22 protein-coding genes, 1 pseudogene and 1 riboswitch are annotated in these 20329 nt (G+C 52.8%); of the genes and pseudogenes, 12 read left to right on the forward strand and 11 right to left on the reverse strand.

What is annotated here, in order from left to right; translation table 11 throughout:
* Positions 1–54 precede the first annotated feature (54 nt).
* Both B9L21_RS13660 and B9L21_RS13665 read right to left on the reverse strand, forming a co-directional pair.
* The gene (locus B9L21_RS13660) at positions 55–888 is read right to left on the reverse strand and encodes a YihY/virulence factor BrkB family protein (RefSeq protein WP_063166772.1); all 834 of its coding nucleotides are present in this window, start codon (positions 886–888) and stop codon (positions 55–57) included.
* A gap of 55 nt (positions 889–943) precedes the next feature.
* Positions 944–1426, reverse strand: a complete 483-nt coding sequence (locus B9L21_RS13665; RefSeq protein ID WP_063166773.1) for a low molecular weight protein-tyrosine-phosphatase — start codon at positions 1424–1426, stop codon at positions 944–946.
* Positions 1427–1653: 227 nt separating this feature from the next.
* Between B9L21_RS13665 and B9L21_RS13670 the strand changes: the two genes are divergently transcribed.
* The 8 genes from B9L21_RS13670 (at position 1654) to B9L21_RS13705 (ending at position 7952) form a co-directional block, all read left to right on the forward strand.
* Positions 1654–1878, forward strand: coding sequence for a DUF1128 domain-containing protein (locus B9L21_RS13670; protein WP_063166774.1), 225 nt, complete (start codon positions 1654–1656; stop codon positions 1876–1878).
* 178 nt (positions 1879–2056) lie between these two features.
* Positions 2057–2163: riboswitch (SAM riboswitch) on the forward strand.
* Positions 2164–2284: 121 nt separating this feature from the next.
* The gene (locus tag B9L21_RS13675; RefSeq protein ID WP_063166775.1) at positions 2285–2992 is read left to right on the forward strand and encodes a phosphoadenylyl-sulfate reductase; all 708 of its coding nucleotides are present in this window, start codon (positions 2285–2287) and stop codon (positions 2990–2992) included.
* Between the two features lie 14 nt (positions 2993–3006).
* Complete coding sequence (locus B9L21_RS13680; RefSeq protein ID WP_063166776.1) at positions 3007–4080, forward strand: inorganic phosphate transporter; 1074 nt, start codon at positions 3007–3009, stop codon at positions 4078–4080.
* 47 nt (positions 4081–4127) lie between these two features.
* Positions 4128–5288: a sulfate adenylyltransferase gene (gene sat / locus B9L21_RS13685; protein WP_063166777.1), complete on the forward strand. Its 1161-nt coding sequence runs from the start codon at positions 4128–4130 to the stop codon at positions 5286–5288.
* A 12-nt stretch (positions 5289–5300) separates the two neighbouring features.
* The gene (cysC, locus tag B9L21_RS13690) at positions 5301–5912 is read left to right on the forward strand and encodes an adenylyl-sulfate kinase (RefSeq protein WP_063166778.1); all 612 of its coding nucleotides are present in this window, start codon (positions 5301–5303) and stop codon (positions 5910–5912) included.
* Between the two features lie 140 nt (positions 5913–6052).
* A complete protein-coding gene (gene cobA / locus B9L21_RS13695) occupies positions 6053–6829 on the forward strand; it encodes a uroporphyrinogen-III C-methyltransferase (protein WP_063167418.1) in 777 nt (258 codons plus the stop codon).
* Positions 6830–6839: 10 nt separating this feature from the next.
* Positions 6840–7586 (forward strand): sirohydrochlorin chelatase, encoded by a 747-nt coding sequence (locus B9L21_RS13700; RefSeq protein ID WP_063166779.1) that lies wholly within the window; start codon positions 6840–6842, stop codon positions 7584–7586.
* A gap of 87 nt (positions 7587–7673) precedes the next feature.
* Positions 7674–7952, forward strand: coding sequence for an acylphosphatase (locus tag B9L21_RS13705; protein ID WP_063166780.1), 279 nt, complete (start codon positions 7674–7676; stop codon positions 7950–7952).
* A gap of 134 nt (positions 7953–8086) precedes the next feature.
* Here the strand turns inward: B9L21_RS13705 and B9L21_RS13710 are convergent, their stop codons facing one another.
* Positions 8087–8857, reverse strand: coding sequence for an arginase family protein (locus B9L21_RS13710; protein ID WP_063166781.1), 771 nt, complete (start codon positions 8855–8857; stop codon positions 8087–8089).
* Between the two features lie 164 nt (positions 8858–9021).
* Here B9L21_RS13710 and B9L21_RS13715 point away from each other — a divergent pair, with 164 nt between their 5' ends.
* Positions 9022–9369, forward strand: coding sequence for a YojF family protein (locus B9L21_RS13715; protein ID WP_063166782.1), 348 nt, complete (start codon positions 9022–9024; stop codon positions 9367–9369).
* A 13-nt stretch (positions 9370–9382) separates the two neighbouring features.
* A complete protein-coding gene (gene bshB2, locus B9L21_RS13720) occupies positions 9383–10036 on the forward strand; it encodes a bacillithiol biosynthesis deacetylase BshB2 (RefSeq protein WP_063166783.1) in 654 nt (217 codons plus the stop codon).
* Between the two features lie 268 nt (positions 10037–10304).
* On the opposite strand, the pseudogene B9L21_RS18205 reads toward bshB2, so the two are convergent.
* The 6 genes and pseudogenes from B9L21_RS18205 to B9L21_RS13745 all read right to left on the reverse strand — a co-directional run.
* Positions 10305–10406: pseudogene (locus B9L21_RS18205) on the reverse strand (PhzF family phenazine biosynthesis protein); the annotation flags it as partial.
* 97 nt (positions 10407–10503) lie between these two features.
* Entirely contained in the window at positions 10504–10635 is a 132-nt protein-coding gene (locus B9L21_RS18130; RefSeq protein WP_250636810.1) for a PhzF family phenazine biosynthesis protein, read from the reverse strand.
* Positions 10610–11275 (reverse strand): bifunctional precorrin-2 dehydrogenase/sirohydrochlorin ferrochelatase, encoded by a 666-nt coding sequence (locus tag B9L21_RS13730; RefSeq protein ID WP_063166784.1) that lies wholly within the window; start codon positions 11273–11275, stop codon positions 10610–10612. The genes B9L21_RS18130 and B9L21_RS13730 overlap by 26 nt, the downstream gene beginning before the upstream one ends.
* Before the next feature lie 99 nt (positions 11276–11374).
* Positions 11375–11938, reverse strand: a complete 564-nt coding sequence (locus tag B9L21_RS13735) for a hypothetical protein (RefSeq protein WP_063166785.1) — start codon at positions 11936–11938, stop codon at positions 11375–11377.
* A gap of 202 nt (positions 11939–12140) precedes the next feature.
* The gene (locus B9L21_RS13740) at positions 12141–12512 is read right to left on the reverse strand and encodes a DnaJ family domain-containing protein (RefSeq protein WP_063166786.1); all 372 of its coding nucleotides are present in this window, start codon (positions 12510–12512) and stop codon (positions 12141–12143) included.
* Position 12513: 1 nt separating this feature from the next.
* A complete protein-coding gene (locus tag B9L21_RS13745) occupies positions 12514–14967 on the reverse strand; it encodes a putative bifunctional diguanylate cyclase/phosphodiesterase (RefSeq protein WP_063857358.1) in 2454 nt (817 codons plus the stop codon).
* 345 nt (positions 14968–15312) lie between these two features.
* Here B9L21_RS13745 and B9L21_RS13750 point away from each other — a divergent pair, with 345 nt between their 5' ends.
* Both B9L21_RS13750 and mreBH read left to right on the forward strand, forming a co-directional pair.
* The gene (locus B9L21_RS13750) at positions 15313–15765 is read left to right on the forward strand and encodes a C40 family peptidase (protein WP_063166787.1); all 453 of its coding nucleotides are present in this window, start codon (positions 15313–15315) and stop codon (positions 15763–15765) included.
* A 486-nt stretch (positions 15766–16251) separates the two neighbouring features.
* Positions 16252–17259 (forward strand): rod-share determining protein MreBH, encoded by a 1008-nt coding sequence (gene mreBH, locus B9L21_RS13755; protein WP_063166788.1) that lies wholly within the window; start codon positions 16252–16254, stop codon positions 17257–17259.
* Positions 17260–17499: 240 nt separating this feature from the next.
* Here the strand turns inward: mreBH and B9L21_RS13760 are convergent, their stop codons facing one another.
* Complete coding sequence (locus tag B9L21_RS13760) at positions 17500–18864, reverse strand: (Fe-S)-binding protein (protein WP_063166789.1); 1365 nt, start codon at positions 18862–18864, stop codon at positions 17500–17502.
* Complete coding sequence (gene glcD, locus B9L21_RS13765) at positions 18861–20273, reverse strand: glycolate oxidase subunit GlcD (protein WP_063166790.1); 1413 nt, start codon at positions 20271–20273, stop codon at positions 18861–18863. The genes B9L21_RS13760 and glcD overlap by 4 nt, the downstream gene beginning before the upstream one ends.
* Positions 20274–20329: the final 56 nt, after the last annotated feature.

The raw sequence follows: 20329 nt of genomic DNA on the forward strand, positions 1-20329 counted from the left end.
TCAAAGTCCCCCACACCGTTACGTTATCCGGTTTTCGGGCCGTTTATGCGCGCGTTAGCGCATCCTCTTCCTCCCTTCACGCTCACAATCAAAAATCGCGTTCATTTCTCCGCCTAAAACGAGAACCATGCCGGATAAATAAAGCCAAATCATCAAGACGATCATCCCGCCGAGGCTTCCGTGCATGGCCGTGTAATTGGCAAAGTGGTTGACATAATAGGCAAACGCCAGCGACGTCGCAATCCAGCCGGCAGTGGCGAATAAAGCGCCGCGCACGACATTAACGCAGCGCAGTTGTTTGTTCGGGGCAAAATAATACAGGGCGGTGAAAACGGCAAACAATAACAGCGAACTCGTCGTCCAACGGAATGCATTCCATGCGGTTAAAAAGTGTTCCGATAACCCTAATGCTGAGAACAAAAACAGCCCGATCATCCGCCCGAACACCGGCAGCACGAGCGCGATGATGATCACAGCGATCATCCCGAGCGTCAGCACGACCGACAATCCGCGCGCCACCCAAAACGGACGATTTTCCTCCACGTCGTAAGCGCGGTTGAACGCCCGCATAATGGCGCCCATCCCGTTTGAGGCGGACCAGACGGCACCGATAATGCTTAACGACAACAATTTCCCATTTTGCTCGTCCATCAGGCGATGCACATTTGTCTCAATGAGATGAAGCGCCTCTTTCGGCGCGTATTGCCGCACGAGCGCGAGCACATCTTCATGCGGAATAGGCAAATACGCCAACAGCGTCATTAAAAACAGCAAAAACGGAAACAGCGACAAGAGAAAGTAGTACGCCAATTCCGCCGACAACCGCGGAATTTCATCCTCCATAAAGCGCCGGGCCAACTCGCGGATGAACGTCATGTTCAAGAACATGGGCTGCCCTCCTTTCCCGTTTTTTCAAACCGAGCGCATCCCTTTTTGACGCTCTTTATTCGCCGGCGACAAGCTGATGGTCACGGATGATGGCCTCAAGCAAATGCTCGCATCCGGAACGGACAAGGCGATATACTTCGGCGAAATTCCCCGTATAATATGGATCCGGCACGTCGTCTTTTTCCCGTTCGGGCACAAAATCGAGCAGCCGGGCGATGACGGCCGGTGAATTAGATCCGGCCAACCGGCGCAAATCGTGTAAATTGGCGGCATCCATGGCGATAATATAATCAAATTCCTCCAAATCGCGGCGGCCGACTTGCCGGGCGCGAATGCCAGAATAATCAATGGCGTTTTCGTTTAAAATGCGCCTTGTCCCTTCATGCGGCGGCTCACCAACATGCCAGCTACCCGTTCCCGCCGAATCAACGGCGATACGCCCATCGAGCCCGCGTTCTTTCACTAAGTGGCGAAAGATCGCTTCAGCCATCGGTGAACGGCAAATATTCCCAAGGCAAACAAACAACACTTTGATCATCCGAACAACAACCCCTTTCGCTGTTTCGACAGCATATCTCCTATCGTTAGTCTTTCTTCTTTTTCCTCCGTCTAGACCTTTTATGCCGCTTTCGGGCATATCGTGTACATGCATCTATATTTTACTACATTGTCCGCTTTTCGGCAGGCAAACAAGTCATCCCCCTCCCTATTTTCACCGCCTGTATGGTACAATACATGATATCTTGCCATGAAAGGAGCCAGACGATGGACTTATCGAAACGGTCGGCGGAAAACGTCGAATATATGATCGAGCAGCTGAAGCAAAAGTTGAAAGTGCTGAACTTTGATGCCATTAAGCCGTCCCATTTTTCCGAAGAATGGTATGATGAACTGAAAGACATTTATGAGATGGTTATGAAGCGCGAGACGTTCAGTCCGAGCGAAATGCAGGCGATCGTTGAAGAACTCGGAAACTTGCGCAAAAAATGATGTTCTGCCTTTCGCCAGGACAGCATGCTTAGGCTGCCGCCCATAGCTGAACGCTCCTCACTTTCGTTCATGCCAGGTTCCCGCATTGGAATGATAAAAAAATAATTCCTATCGAAAAACTAGGATTGACATTGGCGGCAATTGTGCTAAAATTTTAATCAATTACATCCGTTACATACGCTTATCAAGAGCGAGGGAGGGACTGGCCCGATGAACTCCGGCAACCTGCTCTGTTTAGCAAGGTGCCAATTCCAGCAAAATGGGTTCCATTTTGGAAGATAAGGCGTCGCTAGTTCTTCCGCTCTTTCCAAAATGGAAAGGGCATTTTTGTCGCCGGGCTGCCGCTTGCTGAGTAAATATCCGACTAATTACGTGGATTTTCTTTGATTTATAAGGAGGGGAAACGATGCTCACGTATGATCGGTGGGAAACGTCAGAAAAACCGTCTTTTCCGTCTGACAATGAAACAAAAGGAGCGCTTGATGTTCTCGCTTGGGCGTACCGCGAGTACGGGGATGAAATTGTGTACGCCTGCAGCTTTGGCATCGAAGGGATTGTGCTGATTGATTTGATTTCGAAAGTGAAGCCTGATACAGAGATCGTCTTCTTAGACACCGGGTTGCACTTTCAAGAAACGTACGATACGATCGCGAAGGTGAAAGAAACATACCCTTCCCTCCGCATCGTCATGAAACAGCCGCACTTGACGCTGGAAGAGCAAGCCGCGCAGTTTGGCGACGAGCTATGGAAACGCAATCCAAACAAATGCTGCGAGCTGCGCAAAGTCATTCCACTGCGTGAAGTGCTGACTGGGGTGACCGCCTGGATTTCCGGCTTGCGCCGTGAACAATCGCCGACGCGGCGTCATGTTGAATACATCAACAAGGACGACAAATTCCGTTCGGTCAAAGTCTGTCCGCTCATTCATTGGACATGGAAAGACGTATGGAACTATGTGTATAAACACAATCTTCCATACAACGTGCTTCATGACCGCGGCTACCCGAGCATCGGCTGCGCCCCGTGTACAGCGCCGGCATCAGACCCGAATGATTTGCGCTCCGGACGCTGGGCCGGCCAAGGGAAAACAGAGTGCGGGCTTCATCTCGCATAGGGGGAGAACACCATATGCTCCTTGCAATTGCCTTTATCGTATCCTTTTTCTTCGCGATGAACATCGGGGCGAGCGGCGCGGCCGCCTCGATGGGCGTCGCTTACGGATCAGGCGCCATTCCCCGAAAATCGGTCGCCCTCCTTCTTTGCGGCATCGGCGTTTTTCTTGGCAGCCTCGGCGGCGGAGAAGTGGTGAAAACGATCGGCTCGGGCATTATCCCGTCTTCGATCCTTACCATCAAAATCGTTGTGATTATTTTAACGGCGGCCGCCATTTCGCTTTTTGCTGCGAACATCATGGGCATTCCGCTATCGACGAGCGAGATCACCGTCGGATCGGTCGTCGGTGTCGGCATTGCCTACCAAGCGGTGTACTTTCACAAACTGCTGTTTATCGTCTCGGTGTGGGTCATCATTCCGATCATTGCCTTCTCATTTACATTCGCCGTCGGCAAATGGTTTTTAGCGCTCAAGCGAAAATATCCGCAGCTTGAGCAAGGCCGCTGGCAAAAAACGTTTATGGCCTTGCTCATTGTCACTGGCTTTTTCGAGGCGTTCTCCGCCGGCATGAACAACGTCGCGAACGCTGTCGGACCGCTTGTCGGCGCCGGGCTGATCGCGGTCGGGCCCGCAACGATCCTAGGCGGCTTGTTCGTCGCTGCTGGAGCGCTCCTGCTCGGACACCGTGTATTGGAAACAAACGGAAAGAAAATTACGAACTTTTCCCCGTTCGAGGGGAGCGCCATTTCGGGCACTGGAGCGGTGCTTGTCATCCTTGCGTCGCTGTTCGGCTTGCCTGTGCCGCTCACGCAAATTACAACATCGGCCATCATCGGCATCGGCACAGCCAAAAGCGGTTTATCGATCTGGCAGAAGCGAATCGTTGTCCAGCTTTTAAAAGTTTGGCTTGTTTCGCCGGTTTTTTCCCTTGTCATTTCGTACAGCCTTGTGAAACTGCTGCTTGACAGCGACGTCTATACGGTCATCGCCATTTTCAGTGTTTGCTTAGCGACCCTCGGCGTCATCAGCCTGAAAAAAACGGTCGCCGAAGAAGAGCGCTCGCTTCATGAACATGGCGGCGGCATTTAATTCTAAACATGAAATCTTACCATCTATCATTCTAGGAGGTTATGAACATGAGCGTAAGCATCCCGCATGGCGGCACATTAATCAACCGTTGGAATCCCGACTATCCGCTTGACGAAGCATCCAAAACGATCGAACTGTCGAAAGCGGAATTAAGCGATTTGGAATTGATCGGCACGGGGGCGTACAGCCCGCTCACCGGCTTTTTGACGAAAGCGGACTACGATGCGGTTGTGGAAACGATGCGCCTCGCTGACGGCACCGTCTGGAGCATTCCGATCACGCTCGCGGTGACGGAAGAAAAAGCAAAAGAACTTGCTGTCGGCGATAAAGCAAAGCTCGTTTATAACGGCGACGTCTACGGCGTCATCGAAATTGCTGATATTTACCGCCCAGACAAAACGAAAGAAGCCACGTTCGTTTACAAAACGGATGAACTCGCCCATCCTGGCGTGCGCAAACTGTTTGAAAAACCGGATGTGTACGTCGGCGGGGAAGTCACGCTTGTCAAACGGACCGATAAAGGACAGTTCGCCGCGTTTTATTTCGATCCGGCAGAAACGCGGAAGCGGTTTGCCGAACTCGGCTGGAACACGGTCGTTGGCTTCCAGACGCGCAACCCGGTTCACCGTGCTCACGAATACATTCAAAAATGCGCGCTTGAGATCGTCGACGGCTTATTTTTAAACCCGCTCGTCGGTGAAACGAAAGCGGATGACATTCCGGCTGACATCCGGATGGAAAGCTACCAAGTGCTGCTTGAAAACTATTATCCGAAAGACCGCGTGTTCCTTGGCGTCTTCCAAGCAGCCATGCGCTATGCCGGACCGCGTGAGGCCATTTTCCATGCCATGGTGCGCAAAAACTTCGGCTGCACGCACTTCATCGTCGGCCGCGACCATGCCGGTGTCGGCAATTATTATGGCACGTATGACGCGCAAAAAATCTTCTCGAACTTTACGGCTGAAGAGCTCGGGATCACGCCGCTCTTTTTCGAACATAGCTTTTATTGCACGAAATGCGAAGGCATGGCGTCGACGAAAACGTGCCCGCATGACGCTGAGCATCATGTCGTCCTTTCCGGCACGAAAGTCCGCGAAATGCTGCGCAACGGCCAAGTGCCGCCAAGCACGTTCAGCCGCCCGGAAGTCGCTGCCGTCTTGATCAAAGGATTGCAAGAACGCGAAGCGGTCACCCCGTCAACGCGCTAAAGGAGGAGCGTCATGAGCACGAACATCGTTTGGCATCAGACATCGGTCACGAAAAAAGACCGGCGCGAGCGCAACGGCCATCATAGCGCCATTCTTTGGTTCACCGGGCTGTCCGGCTCGGGCAAATCGACAGTGGCGAACGCCGTCTCCAGACGGCTGTTTGAGCTCGGCATTCAAAACTATGTATTAGACGGCGACAACATCCGCCATGGGCTCAACAAAGACCTCGGCTTTTCCGCCGCCGACCGGACGGAAAACATCCGCCGCATCGGCGAAGTGGCAAAACTGTTTGTCGACAGTGGCCAGTTTGTGCTAACCGCCTTTATTTCGCCGTTTGCCGAAGACCGGGCGCTCGTCCGCCGCCTAGTTGAAGAAGATGAGTTTATCGAAATTTATGTCAACTGTCCGCTTGAAGAATGTGAAAAACGCGATCCAAAAGGATTGTATGAAAAGGCGCGCCGCGGAGAAATCCGCGAATTTACCGGCATCGACTCACCGTACGAAGCGCCGGAAGCGCCCGAGTTGACGATTGAAACACACCGCTACTCCGTCGACGAGTGCGTCGCGCAAGTGATCGCCTACTTGCGCGACCGCGGGTTGATCCCGGCGGTAAAAGCCAATTAACCACTCCTGTCTCCCGCTCGAAAAAAAGAGCGGGAGATGATTTCACAAAGTCGTTTTCGCACCAGGCCGATCCGTTTACAATGAAAACGTACCGTCTTTCGACGGCCAGCTGGATCATGCAAGAAAGGGCTGAAACAACGATGGGCAAAGTATATCTTGTCGGCGCCGGTCCCGGCGACCCGGAACTCATCACCGTCAAAGGATTAAAATGCATTCAGCAGGCGGATGTCATTTTGTACGACCGCCTCATTAACGAAGAACTGCTGTCGTATGCGAAACCGGGCGCCGAGCTCATCTTTTGCGGCAAGCTGCCCGGCTACCACGTGATGCAGCAAGAAACGATCAACCATTCGCTCGTCCTGCACGCCAAAAAAGGAAAAACCGTCGTCCGCTTAAAAGGCGGCGATCCGTTCGTGTTCGGGCGCGGCGGCGAAGAAGCAGAGGCGCTCGTCAAGCACGGGATTGAGTTTGAGATCGTTCCCGGTGTCACCTCTGCCATCGCTGCGGCGGCTTATGCCGGCATCCCTGTCACCCATCGCGAGTTCAGCTCAAGCGTTGCCTTTGTCACCGGACATCGGCGCGACGGAAGCCGTGAAGATATCAAATGGGAAAGCCTCGCCAAAGGCATCGATACAATCGCCATTTACATGGGGGTTTACCACTTGCCGTATATTTGCGAACAGCTAGTCAAGTATGGCAAGGCGCCAGAGACGCCAGCGGCGGTCATCGAGTGGGGAACGACAACGTCTCAGCGCACGGTCACCGGCACGCTGGCGACGATCGCCGGGATCGTCGCCAAAGAAAACATTGAAAATCCAAGCATGGTCATCATCGGAGATGTCGTCCGGCTGCGCGCCAACATTCGATGGTTCGAACAGCTGTTGGCATCATCCGCGGCCGCTGGCGCGACATCGTGAGGCGATCGCGATGGAAGCCATTTTATACGTCAGCCATGGCAGCCGCATCGCTGCGGCCCGCTATGAAGCGGCTCGCTTCGTCGAACGATGCAAAGCAGCCATCGACATCCCGATTCAAGAACTTTGCTTCGTCGAACTGGCGGAACCGGATATCGTTACCGGCGTTGACCGTTGCGTCGCCCAAGGAGCGACGCGCGTCATCGTCATTCCGCTCCTGCTTCTATCCGCCGGGCACGCGAAACACGACATCCCGGCGGCGCTCGAGCGCGCGAAACGGCGGCATCCGTCTCTCGAGATCGCCTGCGGCACCCCGTTTGGCGTCCATGAAACGATGATCGATATCATCATTGACCGCATCAGTGAACAAGCGACGCCGCTTGATGATCAATCGATGATTTTACTCATCGGCCGTGGCAGCAGCGACCCGGATACAAAGCGCGACATCGCCGCCATCGCCCGACGCCTGAAAGAAAAAACGAACGTGCCGCATGTCGACATTTGCTTTCTCGCTGCCATTCGTCCGACGCTCGATGAAGGGCTTAAGCAGGCGAACGCATCCACATACCGACACGTATTTGTCGTTCCGTATTTATTGTTTACTGGCGTCTTAATGAAAACGATCGAACGGAAACTAGAGGCGCTCCGTGTTTCCCCCCAACAGTGGCATTTATGCTCTTACTTAGGCTATCATCCGCGGCTCATAACGCTCATTCAACAACAACTATCGTCGCTATCGCTTGCGAAAAAAGGAGCTTGAACAAACAAGCTCCTTTTTCATGTACTTTCTGCTTCATCTATTATATCATGAAAACAGAGTGATCGTGACGAAGGAGGCATCATCGCCATGAAACGGGTTCATGTCATTGTCGAAGGACGTGTACAAGGCGTTGGCTTTCGCTATTTCGTCCAGCACGAAGCACTGAAGCGGCAGCTGACCGGCTGGGTGAAAAACAATGACGACGGGACGGTGGAAATGGAAGCCCAAGGACATGAAAGCGCCCTCCAGCTCTTTTTGGATACGATTGAAGCTGGAACGATGTTTGCCAAAGTCACGCGTATGCACATTGCACCGCGCGACCCCCGCCCTGATGAGAAACAGTTCCGCATTATGTACGGGTGTTAACATAATTTCCGAAAGAAGTCTCCCGCCTTAAGGAATGTGCAGGGCGATCGCCCAATGAGCAGGCGGGAGATGAATTCCACAACCATCGATGATCAGGCGCCGCGATGTTCACCGGCCTTTTCAGTATGCCCCGATCAAGCCGGACGCAAATGGGAAGCGGCGTAACGAAAACACGTCTCTAAAATGGCGCTGTTTGCCTGTTCATTTTTGCGCCGCGCCTCACGGCAAAGCGGATCAAATAGATCGACGGCCGCTTGCGGATATTCTCCGCATATATCTACGCCTAACACCTTTTTATAGAATAATAGCAGACGCAGACAAGCGAGCAAGCGGAAAAGCGGCATCCTTCCTTGATCCCAGTTCGTGACCGCGTCTTCGCGGCGAAGCGCGTCTTTATCGATGCTGATATACACGCTTTCGGTCGGGATGGCTTGCAGAAGCGCATTCGGCCATTCGTCATGGTCATCAAACGGAAGAACAGTAATATTCGGAGATAAACGGAGATCGCGCGGAGAAAACGATGGACCAACAATCACCACTTTTCGCAACAGGGCATGTTGAAGCACATGAGCCACCCATGATCCGCATGAAATAAGGCGGTCATCACCCTGTTCAGCGTCCGTATGGTGGTCAAACAGCACAAGGGTGAACGGTTCGTTCATTTCTTTCAACAACAAATACGTGATATAATGATAGTTGCCGCTCCCGATCAGCACCGCCCCGCGGGTTCGCCGCCGGCGCAACCGCTTCTCCATTTCGACAAGCGCGGCCTCGCTGCAATACAAGTTCGTCTCCGGTACATCAGCGAGATCGATCCACTCGTGCGGAAACCGAAACAACTGCTTTTGCGGCCGGTATGTGCCATCAACATTGAGCACAGTGACACCGTTGCCTTGAAACCCCATGTCCCCTCACCTTTCCTTTCGCTGAATCGTTATTCAACGCCTCTAAGGTGCGGATGAGTCCAAGCTGTGTCTCTTTCTATTATACAATAAAAGACGAAATAGTTCCGTTCCTATGCTCTCGTCATGTACAATATATAGAAAACAACGATAAGGAGGGACTCCGTGTGCAGCCGATTGACGCCGCCGCCGTGCAAGAGGCGCTGAACCACCTTGCCAACCGCGATATATACATTCATTTGGAGACGACGAACGGGGCGTATGCCTCTCACCATAATGAAGGAGTTTTTTCCGCTGGCGCTTACATCCGCAACGCCCGCATCCGCTTCACCCGCGGCAAAATCACCGGCCCAGGGCCATACCGCGTCGGGCTGAAGCTCGACATCGGCTGGGTGTACGCCGAAGGGTTAACCCATTGGGAATGGACGAAAGAAGGACAATTGCTGTTAGCGGGACATGACTATGAAGGAAAACTGGCTGTCGCTCTTGAGCTGAGCGGCGAGCCATTTGCCTAAGGAGGGGCTTTCGATGAACGAACGACATGTACTCGTTGTCTTTCCCCACCCGGACGATGAGGCGTTCGGCGTCTCGGGAACGATCGCCCAGCATGTGCAAAGCGGCACACCGGTGACATACGCCTGCTTGACGCTTGGCGAAATGGGGCGGAATATGGGCGTGCCCCCGTTTGCCAATCGCGAAACGTTGCCGTTCATTCGTAGACAGGAACTAGAGGAAGCATGCCGCGTTCTCGGCATTCACGATTTGCGCTTGCTCGGCTATCGCGACAAAACCGTCGAATTTGAAGATGAAGAAGAACTGGCCGACCGGATTGCCGCCATCGCAGCGGAAACGAATCCGTCGCTTGTCATTACATTTTATCCCGGCTACAGCGTCCATCCCGACCATGATGCGTGCGGGGCTGCTGTCATTCGCGCGTTGAAGCGGTGGCCAAAAGAACAACGGCCGACCGTTTATTGCGTCGCCTTTGCCAAAAACTGCGAGCAGGATCTCGGCCAGCCGGACGTCGTCCGCGATGTCAGCTCGGTGATTGATACGAAACTCGCCGCCATTCGCGCTCACCGCTCGCAAACGGAAGGGCTGATGCAGGCGGCTTCAAAACGCGGCGACGCGCTCGCGTGGCTGAAAACGGAGCGATTTTGGACGTACCGGTGGGATGATTAACAGAAGGAGCGGTCTATACAGTCTAAAAAGGGGATCCTAACGCGACGGATCCCCTTTTCGTTTCGCGCCCGCGAGGAAAGATGCCCATCTAGCCGCGCGTAACCCTCATCTTTCCACCGGTAGCCGCTGTCTTGGCCGAAGCTTAGAAACTAGCCGCTGCAGCCAGCGCTCCTTTCAACACGGTAACCGCTTCGCCTTCAAGTTGCACCTGCTCCCCCGCTACCGTCACCCGCACAACGCCGCCGCTATTTGTCAAAAAAGAAATGTTCTCCTCACGGCGGCGTTCACCCAGCTCCCATAGTACATGGGCGCTCGCTAAGGTCGCATGCCCGCACAGATCGACTTCCGCCTTGGGCGTGAACCAGCGCAGGCGATAGCCATCCTCGTATGGAAGTGAACTACTCCCACTTAGCTTTGCTTGAAGTGGGAGACTTCTTTCGGAATTATGTTAAAAAGGCGGCCTCAGATCAGTTCATCTCTGCAGCAATACGTTGCATCCATTCGTCCCGAGCCGGCTGCGGCAGCAGACAGACCGCTGCCGGGTCGCCGACAAACGACCGAGCGGTGAACGCATCAACAATGTATATTGGAATCCTCATCGTTCTCGCCCCTTCTTTCTTCGCCTCGTTCTTTTTCCTTCGCCAACAAGCCGGCTAACTCCTCGTCCCAGCGGCCGTTTTGCCGAAATGAATCAGCAGCGAGCGCCCGAAACAGCCGTTTTCGTCCCTCGACGTCATCCACTTCGCGCAATACAATGTCGCGAGCCCGTTGCAAAAACTCAAGATACGGCCCGTACTCTTCCCCATATTGCTCCTCAAGCTCGCGACGAATGCGGCGAGCGACCGCCGGGCTTGCACCTTCAGTCGAGACAGCGATCGTTAATGGACCGCGGCGGACGACAGCGGGAACGTGAAAATCACACCGCTCCGGGTCATCCACGACATTGACGAGCTGGCCCGGCGCTGCCGCCTGTGCCACCGCCTCGTTTACTCCGCGGTCGTTCGTCGCCGCGATGACAAGAAACGCACCGTCCAAATCGCCAGGTGCAAATGTCTTGATGCACCAGCCAATCGTTCCCGCCGCCGCTAGCGCTTGCAGCTCCGGTTCTGCTTTAGGAGCGATCATCACAACATCCGCCCCTGCCTCGAGCAGCCCGCGAATCTTCCGCGCTGCCACCTTCCCCCCGCCAACAACGACCGCCCGGCGGCCGCGCACCTGAAGAATGACCGAATATCCCATGACACACTCCTCCTCTCGCGGTAAACTTCATCCCTGCCTTAGGCAAACGGAGGATAAAAAAAGAAGCCGTGCACAAAACACGGCTTTTTTTCTATTATATCACCCTTGTTTGACTTCTTGAAGGCATTTTGCCAGCCGCTCGTTTTCCTTTTTCATATACTCGAGCCATTGCGGGAGCAGTTTTTTCATCGCCTCTTGGTCATTGTTCTCCATGGCTTGCCTTGTTTGCTCATGAAGCATATGGAGCTGCTTTTTTTCTTCCTTTGTCATCCAACGTTTCTTTTTATGTAACTGTTTCAGTTCTTGCTTAAACTGCTCTTTCGTTATTTTTTTGTCCGCGAGCTGATCGATGAGCCGGTCAAGGGCCGCCTCACGCTCCTTTTTCAGTTGCTTATGCTTCTCTTTCATCGCCTGTTTCACTTTTTTGTCCTTGAACTGCTCGCGCAGCGCGTTCCGTTCATCCAACACTTTTTTCCACTCGCCGGCTTGCTCTGGCGTATACGTTTGGACCATTTCCATCCACTTTTGCTCATCGAGCGCCCCGTGCTTCCACATATGTCCAACCGGCAAATGAACATCGCCGGCTTCATGATGGCCGGCAACCACCCACGACGGCATCGCCAGCACGAGGGAAACAAAAAACGCCAACCATACGTTTTTCATGCTTTTTCACTCCTTTTCTTTTCGGTTCTTCTCCATGGCAACTTCGACCTGCTCCATTCACCGTTCATTCACATCTATGGCGATCTCCCCTTTCCAATGATCATTCCTTCCTATTTTCCCCGTTTTTTGGGCATCATTGCATAAAAAAGTTAAGGAGGTTCGTCAAAAATCGAACCTCCCCATGTTTATTGAGAAAACTCATTTAGCGGAATTTTTCCTCAATGCGCCGTCCGTAATCGCGCAGCGCCTTTGCGTTCGTCTGCTGCCGCTTTTTCATCAGTTCCGCAAAGCGGAGTTGTTTTTCTGTCCATTTTTTCGTCAGTTCTTGTTTTTTCTCGTCATCCTCGCAACAGCGAAGCAAATCTTCAAGCGTCATCAGTTCTTTTCGCAATTCCGTCTCTTCCGTCACATACCCAGCATTTTTCAGCAACAAATACCCGAGCCGCAACTCTTCGGGAATATGAGAAATATCCTCAAGCTCGAGCGGCTTTCCAAAACCGGGCAAGTGATCAAACTCGCCGTTTTTCATCGCCTCGCGAATTTTCTCTTCGGCAATGCGCCAAAATCCATCCATTTCACGTCAACTCCTGTGCCTGCCGCCTCGCATGCTGCTCGGTTAAAAAATGGACAAATTCGTCATACGGAAGCGGCGGGGAAAAATAATACCCTTGCGCCTCATCACACCGTTTTCCTTGCAAGTAAGCTGCTGCAGTCTCTGTTTCTACCCCTTCGGCTAACACTTTTACACCTATATTATGCCCGAGGCGGATAATGGACGGCAAGATGACATCTTTTTTTCCTTGAATATGCTGGACGAACGAACGGTCAATTTTCAGCCGATCGATCGGCAAATCGGTCAGGTAGCTGAGCGAGCTGTAGCCGGTGCCGAAGTCGTCCATGCTGATCGTCACACCGAGCGCTTTGAGTTTCGCCAAAATATCGAGTGCACGCTCTGTATCCATTGTCATTCGTTCCGTAATTTCAAGATCCAAATGGTGCGGCGGCAGCCCGGTGTCAGCGAGCAGGCGGGCGAGCTTGTCGACAAACCGCCGGTTTTCAAATTCATACGGTGATAAGTTGACGGAGACGGACAAATGCGGAAACTGATCGATCAGCTGTTTCGTTTGCCGACAGGCGGTGCGGATCACCCATTCGTTGATCGGAATAATCATTCCCGTTTGTTCGGCGACCGGAATAAACAATGAGGGGGGGATCATTCCTTTCTCCGGGTGGCGCCAACGGATGAGCGCTTCCATGCCGATGACTTGCCGGTCATAAAGCCGAATTTGCGGCTGGTAATACAGCTCGAACTCCCCATTTTGAAGCGCACGCCGCAAATCGCGTTCCATGGCCATCTTTTCCTGCAGGCGGTCGGCCATCGGTTCAGTGAAAAAGAGAAAATCGCTCGCCGCTTTTTTCCGCGCCTCATAGCGGGCAATATCCGCCTTGCGGATTAACGTTTTCGCCTCCTCCCCGTCTTTCGGGTAGACGCTGATGCCGATGTTCACCGTTACATATAGCTCAAGGCCGTTGACAACGATCGGTTCGTCAGCAGCTTCAATCAAGCGCTTCGCTGCTTGCTCCGCTTTTTCGTTCGCGCTATCCGGCAGCACAGCGATAAATTCATTTCCGCTCCAACGCCCGATCGTTATTCCCTTCTGTTCCCGCCAAATGCCGGACAAATAAACCAACACTTCGTCCCCGACGGCATAACCGTAAAAATCGTTAATCGTCTTGATGCCGGTCACTTCCAAAAACATAACCGCCACTTCTTGCTGAAACCTGTTTGCATCGGCAAGACAACGCTCCGCCGCCTTGTACATCGCCTCTTTGTTCGGCAGCCCGGTCAGTTCGTCATGGCTGGTGATATAGTGCATCCGCTCTTCGTTTTGTTTTCGCTCCGTTACATCACGGACAGCGACGACCGTTACTTTTTGCCCTTCGTAATCGTAGCGGCGCTGCACGATTTCCGACGGAAACACCGTTCCGTCCTTTCGGCGCAGCTCGATCTCAAACCGCTCCAATCCGCTGTCCGAACGGACCGGTCTCATCGATCCGGCGACAACGATATCATCGATCGGCAAGTGGACGAGTTCGCTTTCTGTATAGCCAAGCAGGCGGCACGCCGCTTCGTTTACCTCGACAATTTTCCTAGATGCATACACGATGATTCCTTCCATCGTCATCTCGGCCAGCCGCCGCAGCCGCCGCTCATTCGCTGCCAGCGTTTTTTTATAGATGGCAAACGCCCTCCGTTCCATTTGTCGATGCAGCGCTAACAAATAAATGAAGACAGCGATGAAATAAATCGTCATCATGATGGCGGCTGCCTTTTGCCGTTCGTTTTGCAGACGCCGCTCATACATCTTCGCATCATAATCGATGCCGACGACCGCATCCACTGTCCCATCGGACCTATGAATCGGCATAAATGCGCTGATGCTTCTTCCCCACTCATCCGTTGTCGGGTGCTGTTCCATCGCAAACCGACCTTGAAACGCCGCTTCTATTTCTGGAAAATCGCGGTGGTAAATCGTCCCAGGCGGAACAGCTTGTGCATTTTTGCCGCCGATGCGGCTATTCCGGTTGTCATCGGCCGCTGGGCCGACAACAAAATACAGCTCACCGTGCGCATTCTTTTTTAACGTATATACACTAAGCACGCGGCCGTGTTGCTGCCATCGCTCGAGCGCAGCCAGCATCGTATGATACGCGGGCAGACGGTCCGCTCTTTCATCAAGATGCTCATGCCCCATGGCGGCCAAATCGCCGGCGATCATGCCGGCGATTTGCTTCGCGCTTTCCTTGTATTCTTCACGTTCATGATTCTCTGCCTCATAGATATAAGCCATTCCAGCGCCTAAAAGAAAGAGCGAACATACGGCAAAAGCAGCAGTTAGCTTTGGCGCCGCCCTCCATGGCGGCAATGCCCCATGCCGCTTTGTCACCCGCTGGGCATACATATAGACAGCACCCGCTGTCAAGAGAAATCCGAACATGTATACGAGATATTCGAACTTATTCGACATGAATCATCACCGTCATAGCTTTTTCGACGTTCTTCTTTCATTATAAAGTCGGTGTTCCTTACCCGCTTCCCTCCGCCGTTCCTATTCGTTCGACAGCTTCCGACATTTATACATGAGTCATAGGACCGAAGTATCAGAAAAGCCGTATCGCTGTCGCCACAAAAACGAACATCCTAATAGGGAACATAGAAACAGATTTCTACAAGCCATTAAGACTAGGTCCTATGTTTGTAAACGCATTGTAACATTATTTAATTCAACTGTAAAAAACAAGACCGTTTTCCTCTGTTATACTGTAGTCAGATAACGTCGAATGGAAAAAGATCTTGTCGGGGGTTAGGAAAAATGAAAAAATGGCTCACTCTTTTGTCTGTATCCATGATCGTTCTATTTTCCTCCTTCTTTGTAAGCACTTCCAGTTCCGATGCAGCAGCTAACAAAACACGGCTAATCGCCGAAGCAAAAAAGCTTGTCGGCACTCCTTACCGATATGGCGGAACGACACCAAAAGGATTCGATTGCTCGGGATTTGTCTACTATGCGCATAAAAAAGTCGGCGTCACCTTGCCGCGCTCTTCCAAAGAGATGTATAAAAAAGGGACATACGTACATAAATCGAAATTGCAGCCGGGAGATTTAGTGTTCTTTGACACGTCGAAACGAACGAAAGGCGTCTCGCACGTGGCGATTTACATCGGAAACAACCAGGTCATCCACGCTGTTTCGCGCGGTGTGAAAATCGACAATTTAAACAGCAGCTACTGGAAAACGAAATACGTCGGAGCCAAACGGTTGTAACGGTTCCAGCGAGTGAAAAGCTCTCTGTCCTATTAGATTCGCTTACGATAGGCAGAGAGTTTTTATTATGGCAAAAAAAAGCGGCTCTCCGCAACCGGAGAGCCCAATATGTATTCATAGGGGATCGGGGGAATACTTGGAAAACGTTACGCTATTATTCATTTCCTCCCTTTTCATTTTTTATACATGAAAACAAAAAAATTTTTATACTTCCTGCTCTGAATCAACCACATAAACCATTCATGGGCATCCGCCTAAAAGCCAAACGAAAAAAATCGTCTCCTCTAGTTGGTGTGGGACAGAACGAAGAAATGGGAAACCGATATGACAAAGTTGCTCCATTTGAAAACCGTCGTTGAGAAGCATGCGTCTTCGTGCATCACCGTCCTTCTCGCATGACAGACATAAATAGGCGATCGGTGTCGAATGTTATAGATGATGATTTGTTGTCCGTTCATCGATTTTGAATAAAGGCAGGTGTTTTCATTGTTCGCTTCTTCAGAGCTGGGCATCGATTTAGGGACGATGAATGTCCGGCTGTTTAGCCAAACGAAGGGGCTGCTGTTTGACGAACCGGCGGCGGTCGCCTATAATCGTCAAGCGAACAAGCTGATGGCGATCGGCAAAAAAGCAAAGCAAATGATCGGCAAAGCCCCGTCCCACGTCGAGGTCACCTATCCGCTGCGAAATGGTGTCATCGCTGATTTTGACCAAGCGAAAGCGTTGTTGCAGCAAGTCTTCAAACAATCGAGCAAACAGCTCGGCCTCGCCTTCAAAAAACCGAGCATCGTCATGAGCGTTCCGTTTCACGCCACCTCCGTCGAGCGCCGCTCTTTTTATGAAATCGCCAAACATTGCGGAGCGAAGCACATTCATTTCATCGAAGAGCCGGTCGCAGCGGCCATTGGGGCTGATTTGCCGGTCGGTGAACCCGTCGCTAACGTCATCGTACATTTAGGGGCCGGCAAAACGGAAGCCGCGATTATCTCATTTGGCGGCGTCGTTGCCTGCCGCTCGCTTCGCATCGGCGGCAACCAGCTTGATGAAGACATTATGCAATACGTTCGTCAGCGCTACAATTTGCTAATCGGCGAACAGACGGCCGAACAGGTGAAAATCGAAATCGGCAGCGCGCCGGGAGCTGGCTTGGCGCAAACGATGACCATTCACGGCCGCGATTTTGTCACCGGATTTCTTAAAGCCGTTTCCCTTGATCCGGCCGAGGTGCAACATGCCATCAAGGAATCGCTTCTGCAAATCGCCGAAGCCATTCGCGCTGTTCTTGAGGAATGCCCAGCCGAACTGAGCGGCGATATTATCGACCGCGGCATCGTTCTCACCGGGGGCGGGGCCTTGCTTCACGGCATTGAGCAATGGCTCAGCGCTGAACTGCATGTGCCGGTGCATGTGGCGCCAAACCCGGCCGAGGCGGTCGCCATCGGCACCGGGAAGGCATTGCGAGCGATGCCGAAACGGCTCGGCGCGGCGCTGTAGCGAGCTGATGTCCCTCAAAAACGAGCGGACAGCCGCATGGTGCAGCTCGACTCCTCGCCATTCATCATGAAAACCATGTTTCATCGTTCGGCAACATAGCGAACGAGCGTAACGGAAGGGTTCACCACCATAAAGAAAAACCCCGCGTCCATGGCGGGGTTTTTCTTTTATAACGGGACCTTCTTCCGTTCCATCACGTTTGGCGCAGCCTGTCTGCATCGAAATGACACCGGCCCCGCCTTATGAGGTTTGCCGGATGCGTTCTTCCTCTTTTGCCGCTTGCGCCCCTTCGGCCGCCTCCAGCAGCAAATCGACAAGATGGACAGCGCGAACGCTTTCTGTCAACCCGGCCCGCTCAATGCCAAGCTTCATTTGCAGCAAACACCCCGGGTTGGCGGTGACGATCGTCGTCGCCTTCGTTTGCTTTGCCATTTCCATTTTATAATCTAAAATTTTCATCGACATCTCGGGTTCAACCAAATTGTAAATGCCGGCCGAACCGCAGCAGCGGTCGGCGTCTTTCATTTCGCGAAACTCGACTCCGTCAATCGCTTGCAACAGGCGGCGCGGGGCGGCTGCCGTTTTCATCACGTTGCGCAAATGGCACGAATCCTGATAAGTAACCGTTTGCGGCGCAACGCGAAGCGGTAGGTGGTGAAACCCGAGTTCGACCAACACTTCAGAAATGTCTTTGATTCTCGCCGCAAACGCTGCCGCCCGATCGCGCCATGCGGGATCGTCCTTTAGCAGATGACCATATTCAAGCAAAAACGCCCCACAGCCGCCGGCGTTCGTCACAATATACTCAACGTCCAACTGTTCAAAAGCAGCAATGTTTCGCTTCGCGAGTTCTTTCGCCAGTTCTTTTTCCCCGCCATGTCCGTGCAGCGCCCCGCAGCATCCTTGGGCCGGCGGAATGATGACTTCACAACCCGCGAGCTGCAATAGGCGCATCGTCGCATCGTTTGTCGTCATAAACATCGTATCCATCAAACAGCCGGCAAAAAAGGCGACCCGTTTTTTGGCCGAGCCGTCCGGATTCAGGCGATGCGGCCGGTTTTTCAGTTCTTTTGCGGTTGGAACGTCGGGCAGCACGCGCTCCATTTGCCGGAACGAAGCGGGCAGCAGGCGAAGCAGCCCGGTTTTGCGAACAAGCGTCCGCAAGCCGGAGCGCTGATACCATCCAAGAAACGACGCGGCCTTTCGCATCCGCTCTTGATGCGGAAACAGCCCGGCAAAGACAACCTTGCGCACAAGCCGGATATGAAGCGGCATTCGCTGATGTTGGGCGATGATATCGCGCGCCTCTTCAAGCAAATGGCCGTAGCGGACGCCAGACGGGCAAACGGGTTCACACGCCCGGCAGCCTAAACAGAGGCGAAGCGACCGCTCGACTTCCTCATCCGGCTCGATCAGCCCGTCCACGACCGCTTTCATTAAGGCGATCCGTCCGCGCGGCGACTGGGCTTCTTGCTGCCCGGATTCAATGTATGTCGGACACGACGGCAAACAAAAACCGCAGCGCATACAGTTCATCAATTCATCCTCGTCCATCCGCTCTTGAAACGCTTTTTGAATCAGTGCTTGGTCTGTCTTCGATGTCATCGTGTCACCACCACCCGCTTTCTTGTGCTTTTCGCGAACACTTTGCCTGGATTCATAATGTTGTTCGGGTCGAGCGCCTGTTTAATCGCCTTCATGGCGGCAATGCCGGCCGGGCCGAGCTTCCATTCCAAATACGGCGCTTTCATCGCCCCGACGCCGTGTTCCCCAGTGATCGTCCCCCCTAATTCAATCGCTTTGGCGAAAATTTCTTCAAACGCTTTTTCCACCCGTTCCATTTCTTCACGGTTGCGGGCATCAGTCGGACAGGTCGGATGCAAGTTGCCGTCGCCGGCATGGCCGAACGTACAAATTTTCAGTTGATATTTCGCGGCGATCTCATTGATGGCTTTCACCATTTTCGCAATTTCCGAACGCGGCACGGTCGCATCTTCTAAAATCGTCGTCGGTTTCAAACGCGCCAGCGCCGATAGCGCCGCCCGCCTCGCCGTCCGTAGCGCCTCGGCCTCTTCCTCTGAACGGGCAAGCTCAACGGACACCGCTTGTTCCGAACGGCAAATATCAGCCATCTTCTTCATATCGCGTTCCACCACTTCGTTTGGCCCATCCTGCTCAATGAGCAAAACGGCTTTCACATCGGTCGGCAAACCGATGCGGGCGTAGTCCTCGACAACTTCCAACGTCGGCTGATCCAAAAACTCAAGCGTTGCCGGGATGATTTGATTGGCAATGATTTTCGACACAGAACGGGCAGCCGCCTCTAAATCTTGATAAAGAGCGAGCATCGTCTGCTTCGTCTCCGGCATCGGGATCAGTTTCAACGTTGCTTCGGTGACGATGCCAAGCGTCCCTTCCGATCCGACAAACAGGCGAGTTAAGTCATAGCCAGCCACATCTTTTGCCAGCTTGCCGCCGGTGCGGATGATATCGCCATTGGCCAAGACGACTTCCAATCCAAGCACATAATCGCGCGTCACGCCATATTTCAGCCCGCGTAAACCACCGGAATTTTCGCTAATATTGCCGCCGATCGTCGAAATTTTCATCGACCCCGGATCCGGCGGATAAAACAACCCTTTTTCCTCAACCGCCTTCATAAGGTCAAGCGTGATCACGCCCGGTTGAACAGTCGCCGTCAAGTTTTCTTCGTCAATTTCTAAAATGCGGTTCATATGTTTAAACAGCAGGGCGATGCCGCCTTCAACCGGACATGTGCCTGCGCAAAGGTTCGTTCCTGATCCGCGCGGTACGATCGGAATGCGATATTCGTTACAAATTTTCGCAATTTCCGCTACTTCTTGTGTATTTCGCGGCGCAACAACCGCATCAGGAAGCGATTGAAACTGCGGCGTTGCATCGTAAGAATAAACGAGACGTCCTGCTTTTGTATCATCATAGTTTTCCGCCCCGACAATTTGAATCAGCCGTTTTTTCGCTTCGTTTGGAATCAACTGTCTCACCTCTCCAGAGTGATTGACGCTCGTTGATAGCGGAAAAGGGGCCGGGC

It is taken from the genome of Geobacillus uzenensis, assembly GCF_002217665.1.
GTDB classification, from domain to species: Bacteria; Bacillota; Bacilli; order Bacillales; family Anoxybacillaceae; genus Geobacillus; species Geobacillus subterraneus.